This window comes from Enterococcus sp. SMC-9, assembly GCF_021011285.1.
GTDB lineage: Bacteria > Bacillota > Bacilli > Lactobacillales > Enterococcaceae > Enterococcus_C > Enterococcus_C montenegrensis.
This window is the reverse complement of the sequence record NZ_JAILYE010000002.1, coordinates 243,856-264,972: the sequence shown is the minus strand read 5'-3', so window position 1 is coordinate 264,972 and position 21,117 is coordinate 243,856. Positions and strand designations below refer to the sequence as shown.

Below are 21,117 nucleotides of genomic sequence, written 5' to 3'. Positions count from 1 at the left end.
AAATCTTTAAAAGAAATTCATTTAGCTCATGCAGTTCACGTATCGGTAAAAAATAATGGAGTGTGAAAAAAATGGACGCAAGTATCGCAATTCAAGTTTTACCAAAAGTAGAAAGTAAAAAAGAAGTCATCGCTATTGTAGATGAAGTCATCGACTACATCAAAAGTACAGGGTATACCTATCAAGTGGGCGCTTTTGAAACAAGCGTTGAAGGAGATTATGAAGGCTTGATGGAGCTAGTGAAACAATGTCAATTAATTGCTGTTAAAGCGGGAGCGCCAAGTGTTTCTGCCTACGTAAAAATTGCGTATACGCCAAAAGGAGATGGGCTGACCATTGCCGAAAAAACGGATAAACACCAACATTAATTTAATTCCCGTTGCCACTATACTACTCATTTTAGCAGTGTGGCAGTTTGTCACAGTAAAAAATATTGTTCCAGCATTTATGCTACCCAGTCCTAAAGCGGTACTGCAAGCTTTACTAACAGACTGGCCTCAGCTAGCGGCAAATGCGAAAGTTACGTTGTTAGAAGCCATCTTAGGACTTTTAGCTGGTGTTTTACTCGGTTTTGTTTTGGCAGTTATTATGGATCACATCCATTGGTTGAAACAAGCGATTTATCCTTTACTAGTTTTAAGTCAAACAATTCCCACGGTTGCTTTAGCGCCCTTATTGATTATTTGGTTGGGATTTGGGATATTGCCAAAAGTTGTGTTGATTATTTTGACGATCTTTTTTCCGGTAGCGTTAAGCTTGTTAAATGGCTTTGCAGCCATTGATCCGGATGAAATTTTATTATTGCAATCGATGGGGGCGAAATCGTACCAGATTTTTTGGCATATTAAGTTGCCCGCTAGTTTAGGTTCATTTTTTGCCGCATTAAAAATTGCAGTCACGTATGCCTTAATCGGAGCTGTGGTATCAGAATGGCTAGGCGGTTTTGAAGGTCTAGGGGTGTACATGACCCGCGTGAGAAAATCTTATAGTTTTGACAAAATGTTTGCCGTGATTTTTCTCATTTCAGCTTTAAGTCTACTACTTTTAGGAGCTGTTTTAGTGTTAGAAAAAATTTCGATGCCATGGAAGAAGGAGCAAAAATGAAAAAATTAATCAGTTGTATTTTATTGGTTACAACGTTAATAACATTAGGTGCTTGTCACAGTGGACAAGCAAGTAAAAAAGAAACAAAACTAGAAAAAGTGACGTTTGTTTTAGACTGGACCCCAAACACCAATCATACCGGCTTATATGTCGCTAAAGAAAAAGGCTATTTTAAAGAGGCTGGCTTAGATGTTTCCATCGTCCAACCTTCTGATGGAGATGCTAGTATGATTGTCGCTAGTAATAAAGCACAATTCGGTATCTCTGCCCAAGATTCTTTGGCCGCAAATTATGTTTCCGCGAAACCTTTACCAATCACAACAGTGGCTACAATTTTGCAACACAATACATCAGGTATCGTTTCGCGAAAAGGTGAAGGAATAAATCATCCCAAAGGTTTGGAGAAAAAAACCTACGCGACTTGGGATTCACCAATTGAAAAAGCTATGATCAAAGATGTCATGGCAAAAGATAATGGCGGCGATTTTAATAAAGTAAAATTAATTCCGAATACAATTGTTGATGAGCCTCTCGCTTTGAAAGAAAAACAAGCCGACGCCATTTGGATTTTTTATGGTTGGGGAGGCATTAAAGCGGGGGTTGATAATGTAGCAATTGATTATTTTAACTTCAAAGATATAAATCCTGTATTTGATTACTATACACCAGTTATTTTTGCGAACGACACGTTTTTAAAGGAAAACCCCAAAACAGCTAAAAAATTCTTAGCCGCCGCTAGCAAAGGTTACGAAGATGCTATCAAAGACCCTCAGGCAGCCGCAGATATTTTATGTAAAGAAGTTCCAGAGTTAGATAAGAATTTAGTTCAAAAAAGTCAAGCTTGGATCAGTCAGCAATATAAGGCAGAGGCCAAATCATGGGGCTATATCGAGCCTAAACGGTGGAACGCCTTTTATGATTGGTTATCAGAAAATAAATTAGTTGCTAAAAAAATACCGGAAAATACTGGTTTTACCAATGCGTATTTAAGTGAGTGATGACAGTGGGACTAACAGTTGAGCGGATAAATAAAAGTTACGGGAATAAAGATGTGCTTGCAGATATTTCCTTGCATGTTCCTGCTGGCAAAATCGTCAGTTTGCTTGGACCCAGCGGTGTTGGAAAAACGACACTATTTAATCTGATTGCTGGCTTGGAGTTGCCAGATAGAGGTAGTATTCAGTTAAATAATGAAGAAATAACAGGTAAAAGGGGAAAAGTATCTTATATGTTGCAAAAAGATTTATTGCTTCCCTATAAAACAATGGAAGAAAATCTGGCATTGCCCTTGATTTTAAAAGGTGTAAAGAAAAAGGCAGCCTTAAAAAAAGTGGCAGCATACTTACCTGAATTTGGGCTGTCAGGGGTTGAAAAAGTCTATCCCAATGCCTTATCTGGTGGTATGCGACAACGGGCTGCGTTGTTGCGCACGTATTTATTTTCAGGAGAGTTAATTTTATTAGATGAGCCGTTTAGTGCATTGGACGCGATAACAAAACGCGATTTACATCAGTGGTTTTTGCAGATGCAAAAAGAATTTTCATTGACGACCTTGCTGATTACCCATGATATTGACGAGGCGATTCTTTTATCTGACCAGATTTATCTGCTGGCTGGCTCTCCAGGAGTGATACGAGAAACTATTACAGTTTCTCGTCCGGAAAATAAGGAAGTCGACTTTTCTTTAACCCCTGCTTTTCTTGATTACAAACGCGCTATCCTGCAAAAAATGCAAACAAATTAAACAGTAAGGCCGAAACAAAAGAACATAAATACTCACTTGTTGATTGTCTTTTTTAGACAAAGACTGGATGTATTTGTGTAATGCTTTTTGTTGCGGTCTTTTTTTATTCCGATAAAGAAAGTATGAATTTTTCACAAGAAGAACTTTGGTTTGACTGTATTAACACTACCGATTCTTTCAAATTGTCAGTTTCATACACCAATCCTTCAACTTTTCTTGCCTTACTGTTGTTACAACAAAATAGATTAACAGCAGAAAAATCTATTTACGCAAGTGATAATCATTCTCAACTGACGTTATTTAATTGGCCTTATAAATGGATTTTTAGCCTGTTAACTAGGGAGTTCCCTAATGATAGTTTGTTTTTTTTTGCTATAAAATAAAAGAGAATTAGAAAATATGCCGCGCTGCATTATTTTTTTTGATTAACAAGTGAAAAATATCACGAATAAAAATTAAGGGGACGAAGTATGAAAAAAACACAATCCACCTGTAATTATTGTGCACTAGCCTGTAATTTAGATTTTTACACAGAAAATGAAGAAATAGTAAAAATTATTCCTACACCGGGATATCCGGTTAACGATGGCTTTTCTTGTATTAAAGGTTTGCGGTTAAACCGTCAGCACCAAGAATTCAAACCAGATCCAAGACCAAGGATAAAACAAGAAGATGGTAGTTTTACTTATGTCACTTGGGAAGATGGTCTAAAAGATACAGCCGCTAAATTAAAAGAAATCCGCGCAAAATATGGTCCCGAAAGTATCGCAGGAATTAGTACAGGTCAATTGACAATGGAAGAGATGGCATTATTTGGTCATGTAATGCGAACGTATCTAAAAGGAAATGTGGATGGCAATACGCGGCTTTGTATGGCAACAAGTGTGGTTGCTCACAAGCAAGCTTTTGGTTTTGACGCACCTCCTTATACCTTAAAGGATGTGGAATTATCTGACACCATTATTTTAATTGGTGCAAATCCAGTTGTTGCACATCCAGTTTTTTGGGGAAGAATTCGCGCGAATAAAATTGCCGGTAAAAAAGTAATCGCCATTGATCCGCGCATGTCTGAAACAGCGAAAAAAGCCGATATCCACTATAAACTAAAAGCAAAAGCTGACTTAAAGCTCATGTATATTTTGGCAAATTTACTGATTGAAAAAGGCTGGCTTGATGAAAAGTATATCGAAGCACACACGCAAAAATTTGCGGAATACCAAGCATTTTTAAAAAATTATCCACTAAGTCGTGCAAATGAAACCGGATTGACTGAAGGTGAAATTGAAGAATTGGCGCAATTGATTCACGCTGGTAAAAATGTTTCCTTCTGGTGGACGATGGGAGTTAATCAAGGGTATGAAGCGGTGCGGACTGCACAGGCAATTATCAATTTAGCACTAATGACAGGAAATATGGGCCGTCCAGGTACTGGAGCGAATTCATTAACAGGACAATGTAATGCCATGGGTTCTCGCTTGTTTAGTAATACGACCGGCCTATATGGTGGTGGTGAATATGATAATCAAACTAGAAGAGAAATTGTTGGAACTGCTTTAGGAATTGAGCCAAGTTGGCTACCGGAAAAACCGACGTTACCTTATAACGTAATTATTGAAAAAATTAATGCAGGGGAAATCAAAGCCTTGTGGGTTGCCGCAACAAATCCAATTCATTCTTGGACCAATAGCGATACTTTTAAAGAAGCCATGTCTAAATTGGAATTATTAATCGTTCAAGATATTTATGATGACACTAAAACTTCAGCTAGTGCGGATGTTTATTTCCCAGTCGTACCCGGAACAAAAAAAGAAGGTACGCTAATTAATACAGAGCGCAGACTATCTCCAATGCGCCCGGCTTTAACTTTAGGTGAAAATGAAAAAACAGATTATCAAGTCTTTTATCAAATGGGTCAAGCTTTGGGGATGGAGGCAGGAAATCTATTGCATGGTTGGGAAACGCCGGCGAAAGCTTTCAATTTAATGGCAAAATGTTCAGCTAATATGCCCTGTGATTTTACCGGTGTGACCTACGCAGAATTAGAAAATTCTAAAGGAGTGCAATGGCCCTACACACCAGCACATAAAAAAAGTAATACCCCAGATGAACGCCGTTTATATGAAGATGGTCAATATTATACGCCAACGAAAAAGGCCAATTTTGTCTTTGAAGCACCAGTTGAAAACCCTGTTGCTTTATGTGATGAATTTCCATTACTTTTAAATACCGGGCGTGGAACGGTTGGACAGTGGCACACACAAACGAGAACCCGTGAGATTTTAGAAGTGCAAGATGCCGTGGAAAGAATGGCTTATGTTTTAATGCATCCGCAAAAAGCTAGCGATCTAAATGTAAAAAATAAAGATATCGTTTATGTATCTTCTATGAATGGCCACAGCGAAAAATTTGAAGTTATTGTTTCGCAATTTGTAAATGAAAATGAATTGTATGCCCCGATGCATTATATTGAAGTCAATCGGTTGACGCCATCGGTTTATGACGCGTATTCAAAAGAACCGTCTTATAAATCCACGCCAGTGCGTATCGACAAGGTTGAAAAGGAGTCTGTTTAAAAAATGAAACGAATCAAGATTGATCGTAACAAATGTATCAGCTGTTTAACTTGTGTCACCGCTTGTTCTGTGGCTCACAACGGGGAAGATCCTCGTAATCGCGTTGTCGTCAGTGATGAAGGGGTGAATTCTCCCATTTTTTGTCGCCACTGTGATTTACCTGAATGTGTGTATACTTGCATGACAGGTGCAATGTATAAAGATTACGAAACGGGATATGTTTTATATGATAAAGACAAATGTGCGAGTTGTTATATGTGTGTCATGGCTTGCCCGTATGGGGTATTAAAAGCCGATCGACTGCAACACAAGGTTATTATGAAATGTGATATGTGTTTGGATCATCCAAGCAAGACACCACAATGTGTAGAAAAGTGTCCAATGCAGGCAATTACACTAGAGGAGGTTAAATAATGGAATACGTTGTAGTTGGTGCTTCTGCTGCTGGGATTAATGCTTTAAAAACATTAGCTAAGCTAGCGCCAAATGATAATTTAACGTTGATTTCAAAAGACGAAGCCATTCACTCCCGTTGTATATTGCATCACTATTTGGAAGGTTCACGAGATGTTTCGCAATTGAATTTTACTGACGCCAATTTTATTGAAAAGAATAATATTCGTTGGCTAAAAGGCGTTTCCTTAACTGCCATTGATACAAGTACACAAGTATTAACTTTATCTGATGGTAAAAAAGTTGTGTACGATAAAGTTTTACTTGCAACAGGTGCTTCGACATTTTTTCCACCGGTTAAAAATATTAAAGACGCCGCTAATGTAATTGGGCTGCGGAATTTAGACGACGCCATTTTTATTAAAGAAAAATTGCCACAAGTAGAGAACATTGTTGTCATGGGGGCGGGACTTGTTGGGATTGATGCAGTCGAAGGTCTGCTTCATTACGGCAAAGATTTAACTTTAGTCGAGTTCGGTGATCGCTTATTACCAATTCAATTGGACCATAAAGCTTCGCAAAGATATCAGGATGCCTTTGCAGCATATGGTGTGAAACAACGGTATAATACCGCCGTTCAAGAAGTTTTAATGGATGAAACAGGCAAGGTCAAAGAATTAGCCCTATCAGATGGGACAACAATTCCCTGTGATCTATTGATTGTCGCTACAGGTGTTCGTTCCAATGTACAATTTTTAGAAGGTACACCCGTTGAAACGGATCGTTTTGGCATGTTGTTTAATCCATTAGGGGAAACAAATGTTGTTAATGTTTATGGTGCCGGTGATGTATCCGGAAAAAATCCAATCTGGCCCGCAGCAGTTAAAGAAGGAATTATTGCCGCAAGTAATATGGTGGGACAAAAACGTGTATTAACAGACTTTTTTGCCAGTAAGTCAACTATGACTTTCTTAAAAATCCAGACCATGTCCCTAGGCTCGCCAATTCCTGCGGATGATACTTACCAAGTTGAAATAAGGGAAAGCCCCGGTCAATATAAAAAAATTATTCATAAAGATGGAATTATTACAGGAGCAGTTATTCAAGGAGATCTATCTTACAGCGGTATTTTGACGCAATTGGTCAAAGAGCAAATTCGGATTGATAAATTAAAAAAGTGTGTGTTTGACATTAATTATTCGGATTTCTTTAATATGACGGAAAACTTTGAATTTGGTTTTTGTACAGATTAAAAATCTAAGTGGACATTGTACTTTAAGGATGTGACAAGTGTAGAGCTAGCATCTGATTAGGTAGAAATAAGGGTATTTTTAAAATAGCGGAATACTTCTCGTTTGATGCTATCAGAGTGTGAAGCTGAGATCATGGAAATTTGAATGTGGAAACGTCACATGATTTCAGCTTCATTCAAAAGTAGTAAGCATACCTTTAAGCTACTAGCATTACTTGATCACTTTTTAACAAACAACACAGCGGATTTTTCCGTGAAAATAGTTTTTTATTAATCCAATAGGAGCGTGAAGTTATGAAAAAAATGATTCAAGGATCTGATAAACTACCGGTAGGCGCGGTGGCTACCACAGTAGGTTTATGTACATTAGCCAATGCTTTTAATGCCATTGGTTTTAGTGGTATCCGCCATCTTGTTATGTGGTTTGCACTAATCGTGTGGGGTTTAACAATCAGCAAAATTGTATTGCATTTTGATACCTTTAAAAAAGAATATACACAAGTTGTCCCCGGCAGTTTATACGCTGCGGTAATGATGTTAACGGCAATTTTATCCAGTTATATCTATCCTTACTTGCCAATTTTGGGTATTGGTATGTGGTATGTGGCAGTGGTAGTACACGCTGCTCATATTTTGTTTTTCACCTGGCGCAATGTAATCAGAGAATTTAATTTTAAAACATTTTTACCTTCTTGGTTTGTTACCTACGTGGGAATTTTAGTCCCAGTGGTGGTGGGAACAGCTTATGGAAATCCGATTATTTTAAAAGCTTTACTGGGCTATGGTTTTGTAATTTCTGCTATTTTGGTGCCGGCCATGTTTATCCGTATTTTGAAATTGGGCATGGCAAGCCAAACAGAATTAATGAAAACTATCTTTTTAGCACCACCTAGTCTGTGTTTGGTTAGCTATTTTAACTTAACGGCACAACCAAACATGATGCTTGTAACGTTTTTATATGCGTTAATTTGTTTGATTTTCTTATATATCTTAAAAAGTCTGCCAAATTTTGTGAATCGACCATTTGATGGCACCTTTGCTGCTCTAACTTTCCCAATGGCCATCAGCTTAATCGCGACATTGAATACGGCACGTTTTTTAATCAATGTGGGACATACAGCGCCAGGGGATTTTTTCAATCAAGTTTTTGGTGCAAAATTATTTTTGATCACGTTAGTTATTGGGTATGTGGTGTATCACTTTACCCACAACTTTGTATTGGCAACTGTTAAAAAGCCTGTTACAAAAGCAAGTATTGAAGAAGTTGAAGTTGTCGAATAAATAGAATAAAGATGATAAGAGCTGTGATAAATCTCCAGCTCTTTTTTTATCGCAAAAGAAAATGTGAGTATTTACAAAAAAATTAGCATAGTAGTTGTTTTAACAATGTCTGGCCTTACAAATTCGCTTGCTGGCAATTACTGCAAAAAAAAGACACAAAGAAAGATTCTTTGTGTCTGTGAGCATAAACGCCCCTGCCAAGGTAATTTTACTATAACAGTTTTTTTATAGGATACAAGGATAAGTTTTATTTTACCCGGACAATTTCATCAGCCATGGCTTCTAATTCATCACGATGGTGGCTGACGATAATGGCTGGGATTTTTTCAGTTGCTAAAAGCTCTTTGGTTAATGTGATAGCCTCTTGCCTCATTTCATCATCTAAGCCATTAAAGGGTTCATCTAACAGTAATAATTTTGGGCGACTATACAAGGCACGTGCCAAAGCAACTCGCTGTTTTTGTCCGCCGGAAAGTTTGTAGATGGGCTGTTTTAAAAGACTTGTGATATTCAAACGGATAGATAAAAAGCTTAAGTAGTCACTAGCAGGGGGTGTTTGTTTTTTCTTCACAGCTGTTTTTTGACTAAATAGAATATTCTCTGTGACATTTAAATTAGGAAATAAAGCTACATCTTGCATCACGTAGGCTAAATTTCGTTGATTGGTGGGTAATGAAAAGTTTTTACGGGTATCTTCCCACGTTACATCGTTAAACGTAAGCTTGCAATCATCGGCTGTAATAAGCCCGGCAATGGCGTTTAAAATAGTTGTTTTGCCCACGCCGGAAGGACCGCTAAGTCCCGTTACCGGAGCAAAAAAATCATAATGAAAAGTTAGATTTTTAGGAGTTAGTTGGGTTTTAATTTGTAGTTTTAAACTCATCTAAAAGCTCCTTTTTGATAATAGGTAAGTAGTTGAATAAAAAGCAGTAAAATAATCCCGATAACCACGTTAATAAAACTTAACGTATAGGCTAAGTTTTGATTTCCTTGTTGGACAGCAAAATAAATGGCGGTAGCAAGGGTATCTGTTTTACCTTCGATGAAACCTGCGACCATTAAACTAGCGCCAAATTCTCCTAACCCCCGGCAAAAAGCTAGGATAATACTTGCAACCAGGCTGTGCCAACAGTTGGGCAAAATAACGCGCCACAAGACTTCACGCCGATTTGCTGACAGCGTTTTGGCAACGGCAATCAAGTTTTTAGGAACGGCCGCAAAGGCTCCTTTTAATCCTTGAAATATTAACGGTAAAATCACGATGACAGTAGCCAAAGTGGCACCTTGTAAAGTGAAAATTAATGAGAAATTGACTTGTTCCAATAACTGGCCTAAAACGCCATAACGGCCAAATAACTGTAATAAATAAAATCCAACAATCGTTGGGGGTAAGACCAACGGAAGTAAAAAAATAATTTCGACAATTTTTTTGCCGCGATAAGGATAATAAACATCCCAATAGGCAAAGGGCAATGCAATTAAAAAGGCGATAATTGTCGCAACTGTCGCCACAATCAGGGAATGCAGGAGTGGGCTTAGCAAATAGTTCAACTCCTTTTCTCGTAGTTACGCGCAATTGTAAGGGGATATTATTCTTATTGCGCCATAGTAAAGCCATATTTTTCTAAAACTGTTTGACTTTCTGATTTGCCTAAGTAGGTATTGAATTTTGTGACTGCCGTTTTATTTTTGCTGTCTTTTACAACGCCAGTATAGTATAAAATATCTTCGTGCAAATCATTTTCCACATCTGCCAAAACGGCAACTTTATCACTGGTAAGGGCATCTGTCTTGTAGACAAAACCAACCTCTGCATTGCCTGCTTCAACATAGGCTAATACCTGGCGTACATCACTGGCCATAACAAGGTGATCTTTGACGGCATTATATAAGACAGCTTTTTCCAAGCTTTGTTTTGCATATTGTCCAGCTGGAACGGTTTCTGGGTTACCGATGGCGACTTTTTTGGCATCAGCTACAATAGTTGCTAGATCAGCTTTCTTGCGATCGTCTTGTTTATTTTTGACGATTACCAAAGTATTTTCTAGCAACTTATTTTCAGCTTCCAATTTGCCAGCTTCAATTAATTTATCTGTATCGGCTTTACTTGCTAATAAAACACCATCAATGGGGGCGCCAGCGACAACTTTTTCACGAATTGCACCAGAACCACCATAATCAATATCTAAATGAATGGAGGGATTGGCCTTTTCGTAATTTTTTTCAATTTCACCTAAGGCATCTTTTAAGCTCGCCGCTGCAGAATAGTGAAGGGTCACTTCTGGTTGCGGAGAAGGTGTTTGGGCAGCTTCTTTTTTAGTGCAGCCGGCAGTACCTAACGTTAGCAGAAATAAAGGGACAAGTAAGACGATTTTTTTCATGTTAAGCGCTCATTTCTATAATGTATTTTGATTTACCACGTTTTGATTGACAAAAATTGGGATGGCTAAAAGATAAGTTAAAAAATTTTTCATTCGTTGGTTTTTTGTTAAAAAGTACGTCAGGTCATCTTTACAAAAAGACAAATGGGCTAACGTGTAGTGATTCTTCTGGTTAGCATCTTGTAAGTAGCAATTACGTTTTGAAAGAAGCGCAGACAAACTATCTTGGCTAATATCAGGATAATCTACGGCGAGGATCAAATAGTCTTGTCTGGTAGTCCCACACTGATTTTGACTTGCCGCCGCATAAAGTGCGCTTAAGGGGCCGCAGTCAATAAATGGAAGACAGTCTGTCAGCACGATCGCAGATTTTGGCAATATGTTTTTTAGCGCTTGCTGATTATTAGCATTGCCGCAAATAAAAACAGTATCTGTCAGTGCTGCAAGTTTTTGATAGGCCAAACAAACCCAGTACTCTTTATAAAGTGCATCAAAATATAACGCCTTATCGCTACCAAAACGACTGGAGTGACCACCGGCTAAAATAATTCCAACTGTCATAAAATCCCCCTTTGCCAAAAACTCTTCGTTAGTTTATCATAGGGCAGAAGTCAGAACAGCTAGGGAGTTCCCTATATGTGAAAAAATACGCAAGTGAAGGTGAAGATATGTATTTAAATCGAGATGTTATTACATTGGCGCAAGCAAAAGAAAGATTAGCAGCAGTGGTACCCAAAAAAATAACACAAGAAAAACAAGTCGAAGAAACGTTGGGATATACTTTAGCCCAAGATATAATAGCCCCTTTTCCACAACCGGCTTTTCGCCGTTCGGGTTATGATGGCTATGGTATTTTAGCTGAAGATGATCACGATTATCCGATTACCTTAACACTTGCTGCTGAAGTGCCAGCCGGATCTGAGCTGAAAAAAAAATTACAGCCAAAAGAAACGATCCGAATTATGACCGGAGCAAAAGTTCCTGATGAAGTTGCAAAAGTTATTATGCTGGAAAAAACACATATGTTAGCTGACGGAAAAGTTGTGATCAAATCAGGTAGCCGTAATGATAATATAACCCCAATTGGAGAAGAATTTGAAAAAGGGGCAGTTTTACTGACAAAAGGAACGCTCATTAATGCGGGGGCAATTAGTTTGATGTCGGCCTTTGGTTTTGCGACTTGCTTGGTTTATAAGCGGCCAAAAGTAGCAATTCTAGCGACCGGGACAGAATTGTTACAGCCAAAAGATGCGCCTGTTGCTGGAAAAATTTACAATTCGAATGGCCCTTTATTGGAAGCCTTAGTAAAAGAAAATGGTGGAAAAGTCGTCTATTGTGGGCAAATTGCTGATGATATAAAAAGTCTTGAAGAAAAGCTAGACGACTTAGCTAAAAAAGCCGATCTAATTTTGACTACCGGTGGTGTTTCCGTGGGGGATTTTGATTTTCTTGCAGTTGCGGCCAAAGAAAGTGGGCAACTATTATTTAATAAACTTGCCATGCGACCAGGTAGTCCCACTACGGCGTTTGTCTATGAAAAAACGCTAGTCATGGCACTTTCAGGTAATCCAGGAGCTTGTTTTACTGGCTTTTATTTATTATTTGAGAGTTTATTGCAAAATATGCAAGGAAATTCCACTGAAATTAAAATTACGAAGATGAAATTGGCGCATGATTATCAAAAGCCAAATAGTTTTGATCGTTATTTACGGGGAACGTGGGAAGAAACTGCGACCGGCAAAGTGGTCTCATTAGTCGGCAGCGATCAATCCAGCGCCTTAGGAAACTTGCATTTGACAACCTGCTTTTTTAAAATTCCCCATGATACAGTTGTGACTGCAGGAACGGAGGTAGAAGTTTGGTGCTTACCTTACAAATAATTGGCAAGAAAAAAAGTGGTAAGACCACAACCATGATCAATTTCATTCAAGCAAGTCAACAGTTAGGCTTAAAAACAGCCGCGTTTAAACATACCCATCATAGTGTGGCAATGGATGTAGCAGGTACAGATACGGCGCGCTTTAGTGAGGCGGGAGCAGATCAAGTAGGAATGCAGCAAGACGGTGGTTTTTTTTGGCATGAAGTACGTCAGATTGAAAAAAAAGTTTTGTTAGCGACTGAAATCAATGATTTTGTCCGACCACAAACAGATTTGGTTTTAATAGAGGGCTTCAAATGGGAGAAATATCCCAAATTATTGTTGTTGCGTCCACAAGATGAAGTTGCTGATTTTTCAAAATTTGGTCCCTTTGATTATGTGGGGACGATTTTTCCTGAAAATAGAGGTGCAAAATTAATAGATTTAACCTCTAAGGAGAAAAGCCAGACTTGGTTTGAAAACTGGGTCAAAGAACAGGAGCAAAGACAAATGAACAATGAATTAACGCATTTCAATGAACAAGAGCGGGCAAAAATGGTAGATGTCACTGACAAAAAGGTAAATTACCGGATGGCAACGGCACAAGCGACAGTAAAAATGACCAAAGAGACGTTACAACGGATTAAAGCAGGCCAGGTAAAAAAAGGGGATGTGTTAGCTGTCGCCCAAGTAGCAGGTATTATGGCAGCAAAAAAAACGAGTGAATTAATTCCGATGTGTCATTTGCTACTTCTAAGTGGCGTGGATATATTATTTACCGATAATGAAGTTGATACGTTGACTATTCAGGCAACAGTCAAAGTAAATGGGCAGACAGGTGTAGAGATGGAAGCATTAACGGCGTGTCAAATTACAGCATTAACAGTTTACGACATGTGTAAAGCAATGGATAAGAGTATGGTGATTACTGACTGTCACTTGGTAGAAAAAATTGGTGGTAAAAGTGGGCATTACACCAAGCAATAAGCAACACTTAGTTTTTTAAAGAAGAAATAAATAATCCCAAATGAACAATGCAACGTAAAAAGTACAAGTTGCAGTTCATTTGGGGTGTTTTTTTTATCATAAAAAATGAGTAGCACTTATTTTCGGCGCTCTTTTAATAGATGGACTAATTCTGGTAAGATGAGTTTTTCCATGCCTAACTGACAAGCCTTCGTGGAACCAGGTAAACAAAAAAGCAAAGTATCATCTTGGGTAAAACCCGCTAAAGCGCGAGAAGCAAGGGCGTGGCTGCCAATTTCTTTAAAGCTAAGATAACGAAATAATTCCCCAAAGCCCGGTATTTCCTGCACTAGAAGTGGTGTGATGGCTTCAAAGGTGACATCACGTTTGGCGATACCGGTACCGCCATTTAAAATAATTGCGTCGCTATTAGCCACCAGTGAGCCGACCCCATGGGTAATTGCAGCGCAATCATCTTTAACGATAATATGTCGGGATGGATTGAAATTCTTTTTTGTTAACAATTCAAAAATCAGCTGGCCGGAAAAATCATCTGCCAGACTACGGGTATCGCTAACAGTGAGGATACTTACATTAACTTTCATGGGCAATTAAAGCTCCTTTTACAAGATTGTCTAAATACGGTTGAATCGACTTGCTAGTGGTAAAGCCATAAAAATGAAGACGGCCATTGGGAAATAAGGTGAACTCATAGTCATCCCAAGTAAAGCGAGCGGCTAATGGATTTTTCTTTAATGGCAACTGCTGTTTTTGACAAAAGTGATCAATTAGAACGAAAGTAGCTGCGGGTATTTGAGTGGAAAAGACATTTTGACCGCACATTTTTTTTATCATAAAATTTTGTGGAGCGTTTTTTAATTCTGTTTTTTGGCAGTATTTACAATGAGCTTGTTTTTTTACTTTAAAATTTTGTAACTGGTAAGACCAAGCATCGATATAAAGCATTTCATCCCAGATAACTTCTTTTGGATTTGTGATGATTTTTAAAGCCAGACTGACCTGGTAACTACTAATCATTGGCACTAAAGGTGTTATGACGCCTAATAAATCACAATCTTTTTGAATAAGAGCGTCTAATTGTGGCAATGCACAACCTAAACAAGGGGCATCGACAGGATTTATAGCCATCACCTGTCCACTTGTGGCCGCCAGTGCAGCAAAAACAAAAGGAATTTTATAGTAGTGACAATAGTTATTGATTTCTTCACGAACCTGATAGTTATCAGAGCAATCTAAGATTAAATCAGGGCAACTTTCTTCTTGCAAAATGTAATCGCTGAAACTTTCTTTATAAGCAAAAATCTTCGCACTGCTATCAATTTTACTTAAAGCATTTTTTGCAGCTTCGACTTTGGCAACGTTATTTGTGGCATCAGCTTCGGTAAAAAGGGTTTGCCGTTGTAAATTACTTAACTCCACATAGTCAAAATCCAGTAAAGTCATTTTTTTAATCCCCATGCGCAGCAGCTGTTCTGCTGTATAACTGCCAAGTGCTCCGCAGCCAACGATTAAAACGTGGACTTGGGCAATTTTTTCTTGGCCGCAGGGGCCAATTTTTTTGACTCGGATTTGACGATCGTATCGTTCCATGACAACCTCCTTAAAAAATGGCGATAGTAGTAGCTAAAAAGACAAAAATTCTCACGTTAACATAACATAAGAATAAAAAAAAGGGAATTGGGGAGTGCACTTATTTCTTTTTTTATCAGAAAGCATTACAATACGTTCAGTATCTCACAAATTAGAAAGCGAGGAAACGTTATGGCGCTTGTTAAATTACAGACAGAACCAATTGATGTTGCCTTTTATTATAATCAATTAAAAGATCCCCGATATGGTGGCATCGTTACTTTTGCGGGTGTCATTCGCGAGTGGACTGGTGCAATCCAAACAAAAGGGATTGGCTATACAGCCTATGAAGAAATGGCAGAAAAAGAGCTTTTAAATTTAGCGACTAAAGTCGAAGCAAAAGGCGCAAAAGTCGTTTTGGTTCACCGTTTAGGAGAATTGAAAATTGGCGAAGAAGCGGTATTTATCGGGGTGGCTTGTCCCCACCGTAAAGATGCTTTTGTAGGCTGTGAATATTTAATTGATCATTTGAAAAGAAATGTTCCAATTTGGAAAAAAGAATACGATACAGATAAAGTCCGCTGGGGAGGTTTAAGCCAATGATACCCATTAAATTATTTGCTTATTTGGCTGAAGCGATTGCGCCGGAAATTAGCGTAACACTACCAACAGAAATAAAAAAAGAAGATTTATTGGCAATTGTAGCCAAGACTTACCCGAATTATGCTGCTGAAATTGAAACTTGTAGCGTGGCAGTAAATCAAAATTTTGTGCAAGATGAAACAATCTCTTTGACTAAGACAGATGAAGTAGCGTTAATTCCACCTGTAAGTGGAGGTTAACATGACAAATGCAATGCTTATAAAAAAACAAGAAAAAACTTTACAGGATCGTTTTGGCCGCCAGCATGATTATTTACGTCTTTCGATTACGGACCGCTGCAATTTACGTTGTGTATACTGTATGCCAGAAGAAGGACTACCATTTTTTCCCCACGAAAAAGTTTTAAGCGCTACTGAAATTATTACTTTAGTAAAACACTTCGCCAAAATGGGCATCAAAAAAGTGCGTTTAACAGGTGGCGAGCCTTTATTACGCAAAGATATACTGGAAATTGCGGCAGGAATTAAGGCAATTGACGAGATTGAAGATTTATCAGTGACGACAAATGGGCTGGCTTTACCAAGAATGGCTGCTGATTTAAAAAAAGCAGGGGTTGATCGGTTAAATATCAGTTTAGATACTTTTGATGCTAAAAAGTATCATCAGATGACGCGGGGTGGCAAATTAGAAAAAGTGCTTGCAGGAATTGATGCTGCTAGTCAGCAAGGCTTTAAAGCTATTAAACTAAATACTGTTGTTATAAATGGACAAAATCAAACGGAATTGAGGGATTTTTTGCGTTATACGATAACTCAGCCGGTTAATGTACGCTTTATTGAATTTATGCCAATTGCCAGTCAAAAAAAGAATTGGACGCAAGGCTATGCCGGGGTAAAAGAAGTCTTTACAATTTGTCAGACTGAAGGTTGGGCATATGAAAAAATGACATTGTCTGGTAATGGCCCTTCAGAGAATTATCAAATTAAAGGCGCAAAGGGATCTTTTGGTTTAATCCACCCTGTAAGTTGTCAATTTTGTGAAAGTTGCAATCGCCTGCGAGTTACAGCAGATGGTTGTTTAAAATCTTGCCTTTATTGGGCAGATGAAATTAATTTGCGTAACAAACTAGATGATGCGGCAGCTTTTGAAGCAGCTGTGGTTACGGCTTTAAACGATAAGCCAGAAAATCATCAAATGGCATTAGATGAACAAGAAAAAGTAAAAGAGCGGCAACCTACTTGGCGACACATGAGTCAAATTGGTGGATAAGGAAAATAAAAGTAAGAAAACGACCTTTGTAAAGTTTAGCTCTTAGACTAACCTTACAAAGGTCGTTTTTTATGGTGCTTTAAAATTTACTGGGATAATAACTCATTATCGGTATTTCTAAAAACTATACTAAAAACGCAAATAAAATGCACAAGGATTTTTGAAAAGGTAATAGCGCTATAGCCTAAATAGATCTAAAGCACCATCAAACATCGCAAAAATATTGGCTTATAAAAAAGCTGGTGTGATTTTTTTGGCGCATTTTCTACACATGTGCCAGTACTGCCCACACTAATAGGGTAACTCCGCTACCAAAGAGCCAGCCTCCTAGAACATCTGTCAGAAAATGGACGCCCAAATAGATACGGGAAAATCCAATCAGCCCGGCGATTGTCACGGATGCTGCAACCAATAAGAAGGCTAGTTGCGGATAAAGAGTCCAGCTGGCCAATGCTAAGCTAAGGTATAGCGCCGCCGAACAGGTAGCGTGGAAACTGGGAAAGCTATGGTCTGTCTCCTCGGTTAGTCGCTTTCCCTCTGGTCGTGGTCGTTTCATTCCCCGCTTCATGGCAAATGCCAGCCACCAGCTAATCGTTAAGGCAATTCCCGCCGGCCGGACTACTTCCCACCAGAATCCAGGGATCAGCGCCAATGCAATTATCACCACCACGACGCCGGAAAAGCGCCCCAACTGGGTAAAAAAGAACATCACTTTATTTATAGCTGGACGCCGCAGGCTGACTACTTTTTCTGTCACTTGGGCATCCAAACGTTCTACTGCCGGCTGCCGAATTCCAACTGCCAACACCGCAAACAGCATCAGACATAAAATCCCTGCTATCGCCATCTCTTTTACCTCCGCTTTTTTTCTTTCTAGACTTGCTTTTTACTTTTGAACTAGTCTTTATCAAAAAGAAACCTGATACCAATTGCTGCAAATATACAAGCTAACACGATATAGCGAGCACATTTATGATCATCTTTATATAGTACTCACTAGAATCTGTCTCGCCTAAAACAGTGGATTCAATCATTTGGTTAAGAAACAGCAAGACTAATATCCCACCAATAATAAATAATATTCCTATTTTTTTTCTCATTTTATTTTCCTTAGCTATTTTTTGACAGAACATTTTTTAATAAATAATCGTATTAACTAAAGAACAAATTTTTCCTTTTTAAATTAGCGCGGACAATTCTGTATGGGGTAAATCCAAATCTTCTGCAACAGCCTGCAGGGTTAATTGCCCTTTATACGTATTGACCCCATGATATAAGGCATCGTTATATTGTAATAAATCTTCTAAATTAGTTGTTGCTAATAATTTTGCGTAAGGCAATGTAGCATTGCTTAGGGCATGAGTTGAAGTTTGAGGTACAGCTCCAGGCATGTTGGCAACAGCGTAATGAATAACGCCTGACGCAATATAAGTCGGATCTTTGTGAGTGGTTACTTTACTACCAGTAGCAAAAATTCCGCCTTGATCAATGGCAATGTCAACGATAACAGATTCATTGGGCATTGCGGCTACCATTTCTTCTGTCACCAAAACTGGAGCTTTGTGACCAGGAAGTAAGACAGCACCGATGACTAAATCAGCTGTTTTTAACGAATTACGAATATTCAGTTCATTGGAAATTAGAGTTTGAACTTGTCCGTTAAAAATATCATCCAATTCTTTTAAACGATTGATATTTACATCTAAAATCGTCACTCGTGCTCCCAAACCAAGTGCTAAACGTGCCGCGTTATATCCTGAAACGCCACCACCGATAATGACGACATTCCCTTGGCGGACACCTGGAACACCCGCAAGTAAAATTCCCTTACCACCAAATGTTCGCTGTAAATATTGTGCCCCAATTTGTGCGGCCATTCTACCTGCAATTTCACTCATCGGAGAAAGTAGTGGTAGACTACCATCTGCTAATTGAACATTCTCATAAGCAATCGCAGTAACACCGCTTTTCATCAATTCAAGTGTTAATTCTTTATTGGCAGCTAAATGGAGATAAGTAAATAAAACTAACCCTGCTCTAAAATACTGATACTCACTTGGCTGTGGTTCTTTTACTTTCATCACCATGTCGCAGTTCCAAACCTCAGCAGCATCGGTCAAAAGTGCGCCAACTTTTTGATACGCCACATCAGCAATACCAGAACCCAGGCCAGCTTCGCTTTCTACTAAGACAGTGTGGCCAGCTTTCACGAGCTCTAAGACACCACTTGGGGGTAGTGCCACCCGATTTTCATGATTTTTAATTTCTTTGGCAATTCCGATTCGCATCTACATCACTCCTTTATTTTTTGAACTTTTGGCTTACGAAAAAGCAAAACGAATCCTGTGTAGCAAAATTTTATAACCAAAATACGAAATAAAACGGCCTTTTCTTACTTTCTAGTATAGAGGAATGGGAAACGATTACAAAGAAACTTTTCAAAATTATGGAAAAAAGCGACAAAATTCTTGTGAGAAAGCAAAACGATGGCTAGAATGGAAAAGACAAGAGGTGATGAAATGCTCAAAAAGTTACAAAAGAAATTGAACGAGTATAATCATGAATATCACGTTTTAAATTTAACCTTATCCATTATTTGGATTATTTTGATGCTGTTAGATTTTGCATCTGTCATTAATATTAATGAAAATCCGTTTCGTGTTGTTGATTATTTGATTTGGATTTTATTTACCATTGATTATTGTGGGCGTTTGCTTGTTGATCCAGCTAAAAAAACTTTTTTCAAAAAGAATATTTTTGATTTGATTGCGATTTTGCCCCTTAATTTCATTTTTGGAGTACTAGGACTTGCGCATTTTGGCAAAATTGCCCGTATTAATCGTATTGCCCGAATTATCGGACTATTTGGGAAGCTGTCGCGCAATAAGCGCAGTATTTTATATACCAATGGTTTTATTTATGTCCTTTATATTAGTTTAGGGATTATTGTGATTGGAGCCGGACTATTCTCTATTGCAGAAAATCGCTCTTTTGCAGACGCTTTGTGGTATGCAATTGTTACAGTTACCACAGTTGGGTATGGAGACATTGCCCCTACGACTGATGCTGGTAAATTGATTGCCGCAGTTCTGATGCTATTAGGGATTGGTTTTATCGGGATCTTGACCTCAACAATCACCTCTTATTTCAGCCATAAAAACGAAGCCATGCGACAAGTGGAAGAGGATAGTGAATTGGCTGAGTTGAAAAAGGAAATTATTTTATTACAGAATCAATTAGATCGGATTGAAAAAATGTTAAAAAAATAAAAGCTCTAAAAAAATAGCCGCTAGCAAGTCAATTAAACTGCTAGCGGCTATTTTTTATACTCATTAAGACAGTAAGAAAAGCCTAGCTTTTGGTGAAAGTCCAATAATGGACAGCCTCACTTGTTAAATCTTGGGGATGAAATAATTCTTTGTAAGCTGCTTTTGCGGGCGTATCATTAGGGTCTAAAACTAAAATTTGATTGTCTGCCTCTGCTCCAAGTACCATAATATGTCCCACATCGGTAAAACGACCCGGTTTGACAGAGACGACAACGGGGATTTTTTGCCGCAAGTAGTGTTGCACACTTTGAAAATCAGTACCTAAATCATGATATTGCAGTTGGTAGTGATGAGCAAAATCACTAAAAATTTGCCAAGCAGTTCCTTGTCCGGCAACAAAATAATTATTTTGGGCCCAATTTAAAATATCTTGGGGGACGGCTTCTTTTCCTTCAAAATAAGAAAGCACCATTGTCAAAGATAAAATTGCACAGCCGTTTTGGGCTAGTGTATTGTTATCGCCACTACCATAGGTATCATTAGCCCAACGTTCGTCTGTCTGTAAAATCAAAGGTGTGGGGATCTGATTTCCTTTTAAAGTATGATTGGCTTGTTGACTATACTCCTCTTGACTAATGCTTGCACTTTGTAATGGAGTATCCTGCGTAGGGTTTATAAAAAAAAGCCAAATTACACCTAAAATAAGCATGCAAAAACCGATAAAAATTATTTGGGGTTGGCGGGATTTCTTTTTTGCCATGAAAACACCTCGCTTTTGATTCATACTTGGGTTTACTCTAAAGCAAAATTTTAAAAAAAGATATCAGTCATGGG

24 protein-coding genes and 1 pseudogene are annotated in these 21,117 nt (G+C 38.3%); 16 read left to right on the top strand and 9 right to left on the bottom strand.

The window, feature by feature from the left end; translation table 11 throughout:
• Positions 1–71 precede the first annotated feature (71 nt).
• The 9 genes from K4422_RS04025 to K4422_RS03985 all read left to right on the top strand — a co-directional run bounded on the left by K4422_RS04025 (position 72) and on the right by K4422_RS03985 (position 8,347).
• Entirely contained in the window at positions 72–368 is a 297-nt protein-coding gene (locus tag K4422_RS04025; protein WP_206902518.1) for a thiamine-binding protein, read from the top strand.
• Entirely contained in the window at positions 337–1,104 is a 768-nt protein-coding gene (locus K4422_RS04020) for an ABC transporter permease (protein ID WP_230709314.1), read from the top strand. The genes K4422_RS04025 and K4422_RS04020 overlap by 32 nt, the downstream gene beginning before the upstream one ends.
• Positions 1,101–2,102, top strand: a complete 1,002-nt coding sequence (locus K4422_RS04015; RefSeq protein ID WP_230709313.1) for an ABC transporter substrate-binding protein — start codon at positions 1,101–1,103, stop codon at positions 2,100–2,102. The genes K4422_RS04020 and K4422_RS04015 overlap by 4 nt, the downstream gene beginning before the upstream one ends.
• On the top strand, positions 2,102–2,848 hold the full coding sequence (locus K4422_RS04010; protein ID WP_206902521.1) for an ABC transporter ATP-binding protein: 747 nt from the start codon (positions 2,102–2,104) through the stop codon (positions 2,846–2,848). The genes K4422_RS04015 and K4422_RS04010 overlap by 1 nt, the downstream gene beginning before the upstream one ends.
• A 122-nt stretch (positions 2,849–2,970) precedes the next feature.
• Complete coding sequence (locus K4422_RS04005; protein ID WP_230709312.1) at positions 2,971–3,231, top strand: hypothetical protein; 261 nt, start codon at positions 2,971–2,973, stop codon at positions 3,229–3,231.
• An 87-nt stretch (positions 3,232–3,318) separates the two neighbouring features.
• On the top strand, positions 3,319–5,421 hold the full coding sequence (locus K4422_RS04000) for a molybdopterin oxidoreductase family protein (RefSeq protein ID WP_230709310.1): 2,103 nt from the start codon (positions 3,319–3,321) through the stop codon (positions 5,419–5,421).
• A 3-nt stretch (positions 5,422–5,424) separates the two neighbouring features.
• Positions 5,425–5,835, top strand: a complete 411-nt coding sequence (locus K4422_RS03995; RefSeq protein ID WP_206905375.1) for a 4Fe-4S dicluster domain-containing protein — start codon at positions 5,425–5,427, stop codon at positions 5,833–5,835.
• Positions 5,835–7,067 (top strand): NAD(P)/FAD-dependent oxidoreductase, encoded by a 1,233-nt coding sequence (locus K4422_RS03990; protein ID WP_230709309.1) that lies wholly within the window; start codon positions 5,835–5,837, stop codon positions 7,065–7,067. The genes K4422_RS03995 and K4422_RS03990 overlap by 1 nt, the downstream gene beginning before the upstream one ends.
• A 293-nt stretch (positions 7,068–7,360) precedes the next feature.
• Entirely contained in the window at positions 7,361–8,347 is a 987-nt protein-coding gene (locus K4422_RS03985) for a TDT family transporter (RefSeq protein ID WP_230709308.1), read from the top strand.
• A gap of 247 nt (positions 8,348–8,594) precedes the next feature.
• On the opposite strand, the gene K4422_RS03980 is transcribed toward K4422_RS03985, so the two are convergent.
• From K4422_RS03980 to K4422_RS03965, 4 genes are read right to left on the bottom strand one after another with little or no spacing between them, the layout of a single operon-like run.
• Positions 8,595–9,230, bottom strand: a complete 636-nt coding sequence (locus K4422_RS03980; RefSeq protein WP_230709307.1) for an ATP-binding cassette domain-containing protein — start codon at positions 9,228–9,230, stop codon at positions 8,595–8,597.
• Positions 9,227–9,889, bottom strand: a complete 663-nt coding sequence (gene modB / locus K4422_RS03975; RefSeq protein WP_230709306.1) for a molybdate ABC transporter permease subunit — start codon at positions 9,887–9,889, stop codon at positions 9,227–9,229. The genes K4422_RS03980 and modB overlap by 4 nt, the downstream gene beginning before the upstream one ends.
• 53 nt (positions 9,890–9,942) lie before the next feature.
• On the bottom strand, positions 9,943–10,728 hold the full coding sequence (modA, locus tag K4422_RS03970; RefSeq protein WP_230709305.1) for a molybdate ABC transporter substrate-binding protein: 786 nt from the start codon (positions 10,726–10,728) through the stop codon (positions 9,943–9,945).
• 15 nt (positions 10,729–10,743) lie between these two features.
• On the bottom strand, positions 10,744–11,289 hold the full coding sequence (locus tag K4422_RS03965; protein ID WP_230709304.1) for an NTP transferase domain-containing protein: 546 nt from the start codon (positions 11,287–11,289) through the stop codon (positions 10,744–10,746).
• A gap of 77 nt (positions 11,290–11,366) precedes the next feature.
• Between K4422_RS03965 and K4422_RS03960 the strand changes: the two genes are divergently transcribed.
• The 3 genes and pseudogenes from K4422_RS03960 to moaC all read left to right on the top strand — a co-directional run bounded on the left by K4422_RS03960 (position 11,367) and on the right by moaC (position 13,573).
• Positions 11,367–12,608, top strand: coding sequence for a molybdopterin molybdotransferase MoeA (locus K4422_RS03960; RefSeq protein WP_230709303.1), 1,242 nt, complete (start codon positions 11,367–11,369; stop codon positions 12,606–12,608).
• Positions 12,609–12,640: 32 nt separating this feature from the next.
• A pseudogene (locus tag K4422_RS03955) lies at positions 12,641–12,892 on the top strand (molybdopterin-guanine dinucleotide biosynthesis protein B); the annotation flags it as partial.
• Positions 12,893–13,096: 204 nt separating this feature from the next.
• Entirely contained in the window at positions 13,097–13,573 is a 477-nt protein-coding gene (moaC, locus tag K4422_RS03950) for a cyclic pyranopterin monophosphate synthase MoaC (RefSeq protein WP_230709521.1), read from the top strand.
• Positions 13,574–13,689: 116 nt separating this feature from the next.
• Here the strand turns inward: moaC and K4422_RS03945 are convergent, their stop codons facing one another.
• The gene (locus tag K4422_RS03945) at positions 13,690–14,157 is read right to left on the bottom strand and encodes a MogA/MoaB family molybdenum cofactor biosynthesis protein (RefSeq protein ID WP_206905270.1); all 468 of its coding nucleotides are present in this window, start codon (positions 14,155–14,157) and stop codon (positions 13,690–13,692) included.
• Entirely contained in the window at positions 14,147–15,163 is a 1,017-nt protein-coding gene (locus K4422_RS03940; protein WP_230709302.1) for a HesA/MoeB/ThiF family protein, read from the bottom strand. The genes K4422_RS03945 and K4422_RS03940 overlap by 11 nt, the downstream gene beginning before the upstream one ends.
• 171 nt (positions 15,164–15,334) lie before the next feature.
• On the opposite strand from K4422_RS03940, the gene K4422_RS03935 reads away from it, so the two are divergent.
• From K4422_RS03935 to moaA, 3 genes are read left to right on the top strand one after another with little or no spacing between them, the layout of a single operon-like run.
• A complete protein-coding gene (locus K4422_RS03935) occupies positions 15,335–15,745 on the top strand; it encodes a molybdenum cofactor biosynthesis protein MoaE (protein ID WP_206905265.1) in 411 nt (136 codons plus the stop codon).
• Positions 15,742–15,984: a MoaD/ThiS family protein gene (locus K4422_RS03930; RefSeq protein WP_230709301.1), complete on the top strand. Its 243-nt coding sequence runs from the start codon at positions 15,742–15,744 to the stop codon at positions 15,982–15,984. The genes K4422_RS03935 and K4422_RS03930 overlap by 4 nt, the downstream gene beginning before the upstream one ends.
• 1 nt (position 15,985) lies before the next feature.
• Positions 15,986–17,014 (top strand): GTP 3',8-cyclase MoaA, encoded by a 1,029-nt coding sequence (gene moaA, locus K4422_RS03925; protein WP_230709299.1) that lies wholly within the window; start codon positions 15,986–15,988, stop codon positions 17,012–17,014.
• A 265-nt stretch (positions 17,015–17,279) separates the two neighbouring features.
• Here moaA and K4422_RS03920 read toward each other — a convergent pair whose 3' ends face one another.
• Both K4422_RS03920 and ald read right to left on the bottom strand, forming a co-directional pair.
• Positions 17,280–17,861, bottom strand: a complete 582-nt coding sequence (locus tag K4422_RS03920; RefSeq protein WP_230709297.1) for a phosphatase PAP2 family protein — start codon at positions 17,859–17,861, stop codon at positions 17,280–17,282.
• 331 nt (positions 17,862–18,192) lie between these two features.
• On the bottom strand, positions 18,193–19,302 hold the full coding sequence (ald, locus tag K4422_RS03915; protein ID WP_206905260.1) for an alanine dehydrogenase: 1,110 nt from the start codon (positions 19,300–19,302) through the stop codon (positions 18,193–18,195).
• A gap of 207 nt (positions 19,303–19,509) precedes the next feature.
• On the opposite strand from ald, the gene K4422_RS03910 reads away from it, so the two are divergent.
• A complete protein-coding gene (locus K4422_RS03910) occupies positions 19,510–20,283 on the top strand; it encodes a potassium channel family protein (protein WP_230709295.1) in 774 nt (257 codons plus the stop codon).
• Positions 20,284–20,365: 82 nt separating this feature from the next.
• Here the strand turns inward: K4422_RS03910 and K4422_RS03905 are convergent, their stop codons facing one another.
• A complete protein-coding gene (locus K4422_RS03905; protein ID WP_230709293.1) occupies positions 20,366–21,043 on the bottom strand; it encodes a C39 family peptidase in 678 nt (225 codons plus the stop codon).
• Positions 21,044–21,117: the final 74 nt, after the last annotated feature.

What these genes read in the sequence shown, in the direction of transcription:
- K4422_RS03985 (WP_230709308.1), top strand. Translation starts at nt 7,361, where the DNA reads ATGAAAAAAATGATTCAAGGATCTGATAAACTACCGGTAGGCGCGGTG.
- K4422_RS04010 (WP_206902521.1), top strand. Translation starts at nt 2,102, where the DNA reads ATGACAGTGGGACTAACAGTTGAGCGGATAAATAAAAGTTACGGGAAT.
- K4422_RS03995 (WP_206905375.1), top strand. Translation starts at nt 5,425, where the DNA reads ATGAAACGAATCAAGATTGATCGTAACAAATGTATCAGCTGTTTAACT.
- moaA (WP_230709299.1), top strand. Translation starts at nt 15,986, where the DNA reads ATGACAAATGCAATGCTTATAAAAAAACAAGAAAAAACTTTACAGGAT.
- K4422_RS03945 (WP_206905270.1), bottom strand. Translation starts at nt 14,157, where the DNA reads ATGAAAGTTAATGTAAGTATCCTCACTGTTAGCGATACCCGTAGTCTG.
- K4422_RS03980 (WP_230709307.1), bottom strand. Translation starts at nt 9,230, where the DNA reads ATGAGTTTAAAACTACAAATTAAAACCCAACTAACTCCTAAAAATCTA.
- moaC (WP_230709521.1), top strand. Translation starts at nt 13,097, where the DNA reads ATGAACAATGAATTAACGCATTTCAATGAACAAGAGCGGGCAAAAATG.
- K4422_RS03920 (WP_230709297.1), bottom strand. Translation starts at nt 17,861, where the DNA reads ATGGCGATAGCAGGGATTTTATGTCTGATGCTGTTTGCGGTGTTGGCA.
- K4422_RS04025 (WP_206902518.1), top strand. Translation starts at nt 72, where the DNA reads ATGGACGCAAGTATCGCAATTCAAGTTTTACCAAAAGTAGAAAGTAAA.
- K4422_RS03905 (WP_230709293.1), bottom strand. Translation starts at nt 21,043, where the DNA reads ATGGCAAAAAAGAAATCCCGCCAACCCCAAATAATTTTTATCGGTTTT.
- K4422_RS03935 (WP_206905265.1), top strand. Translation starts at nt 15,335, where the DNA reads ATGGCGCTTGTTAAATTACAGACAGAACCAATTGATGTTGCCTTTTAT.
- K4422_RS04000 (WP_230709310.1), top strand. Translation starts at nt 3,319, where the DNA reads ATGAAAAAAACACAATCCACCTGTAATTATTGTGCACTAGCCTGTAAT.
- ald (WP_206905260.1), bottom strand. Translation starts at nt 19,302, where the DNA reads ATGCGAATCGGAATTGCCAAAGAAATTAAAAATCATGAAAATCGGGTG.
- K4422_RS03990 (WP_230709309.1), top strand. Translation starts at nt 5,835, where the DNA reads ATGGAATACGTTGTAGTTGGTGCTTCTGCTGCTGGGATTAATGCTTTA.
- K4422_RS03930 (WP_230709301.1), top strand. Translation starts at nt 15,742, where the DNA reads ATGATACCCATTAAATTATTTGCTTATTTGGCTGAAGCGATTGCGCCG.
- K4422_RS04005 (WP_230709312.1), top strand. Translation starts at nt 2,971, where the DNA reads ATGAATTTTTCACAAGAAGAACTTTGGTTTGACTGTATTAACACTACC.
- K4422_RS03910 (WP_230709295.1), top strand. Translation starts at nt 19,510, where the DNA reads ATGGAAAAGACAAGAGGTGATGAAATGCTCAAAAAGTTACAAAAGAAA.
- K4422_RS03965 (WP_230709304.1), bottom strand. Translation starts at nt 11,289, where the DNA reads ATGACAGTTGGAATTATTTTAGCCGGTGGTCACTCCAGTCGTTTTGGT.
- modA (WP_230709305.1), bottom strand. Translation starts at nt 10,728, where the DNA reads ATGAAAAAAATCGTCTTACTTGTCCCTTTATTTCTGCTAACGTTAGGT.
- K4422_RS04015 (WP_230709313.1), top strand. Translation starts at nt 1,101, where the DNA reads ATGAAAAAATTAATCAGTTGTATTTTATTGGTTACAACGTTAATAACA.
- K4422_RS03940 (WP_230709302.1), bottom strand. Translation starts at nt 15,163, where the DNA reads ATGGAACGATACGATCGTCAAATCCGAGTCAAAAAAATTGGCCCCTGC.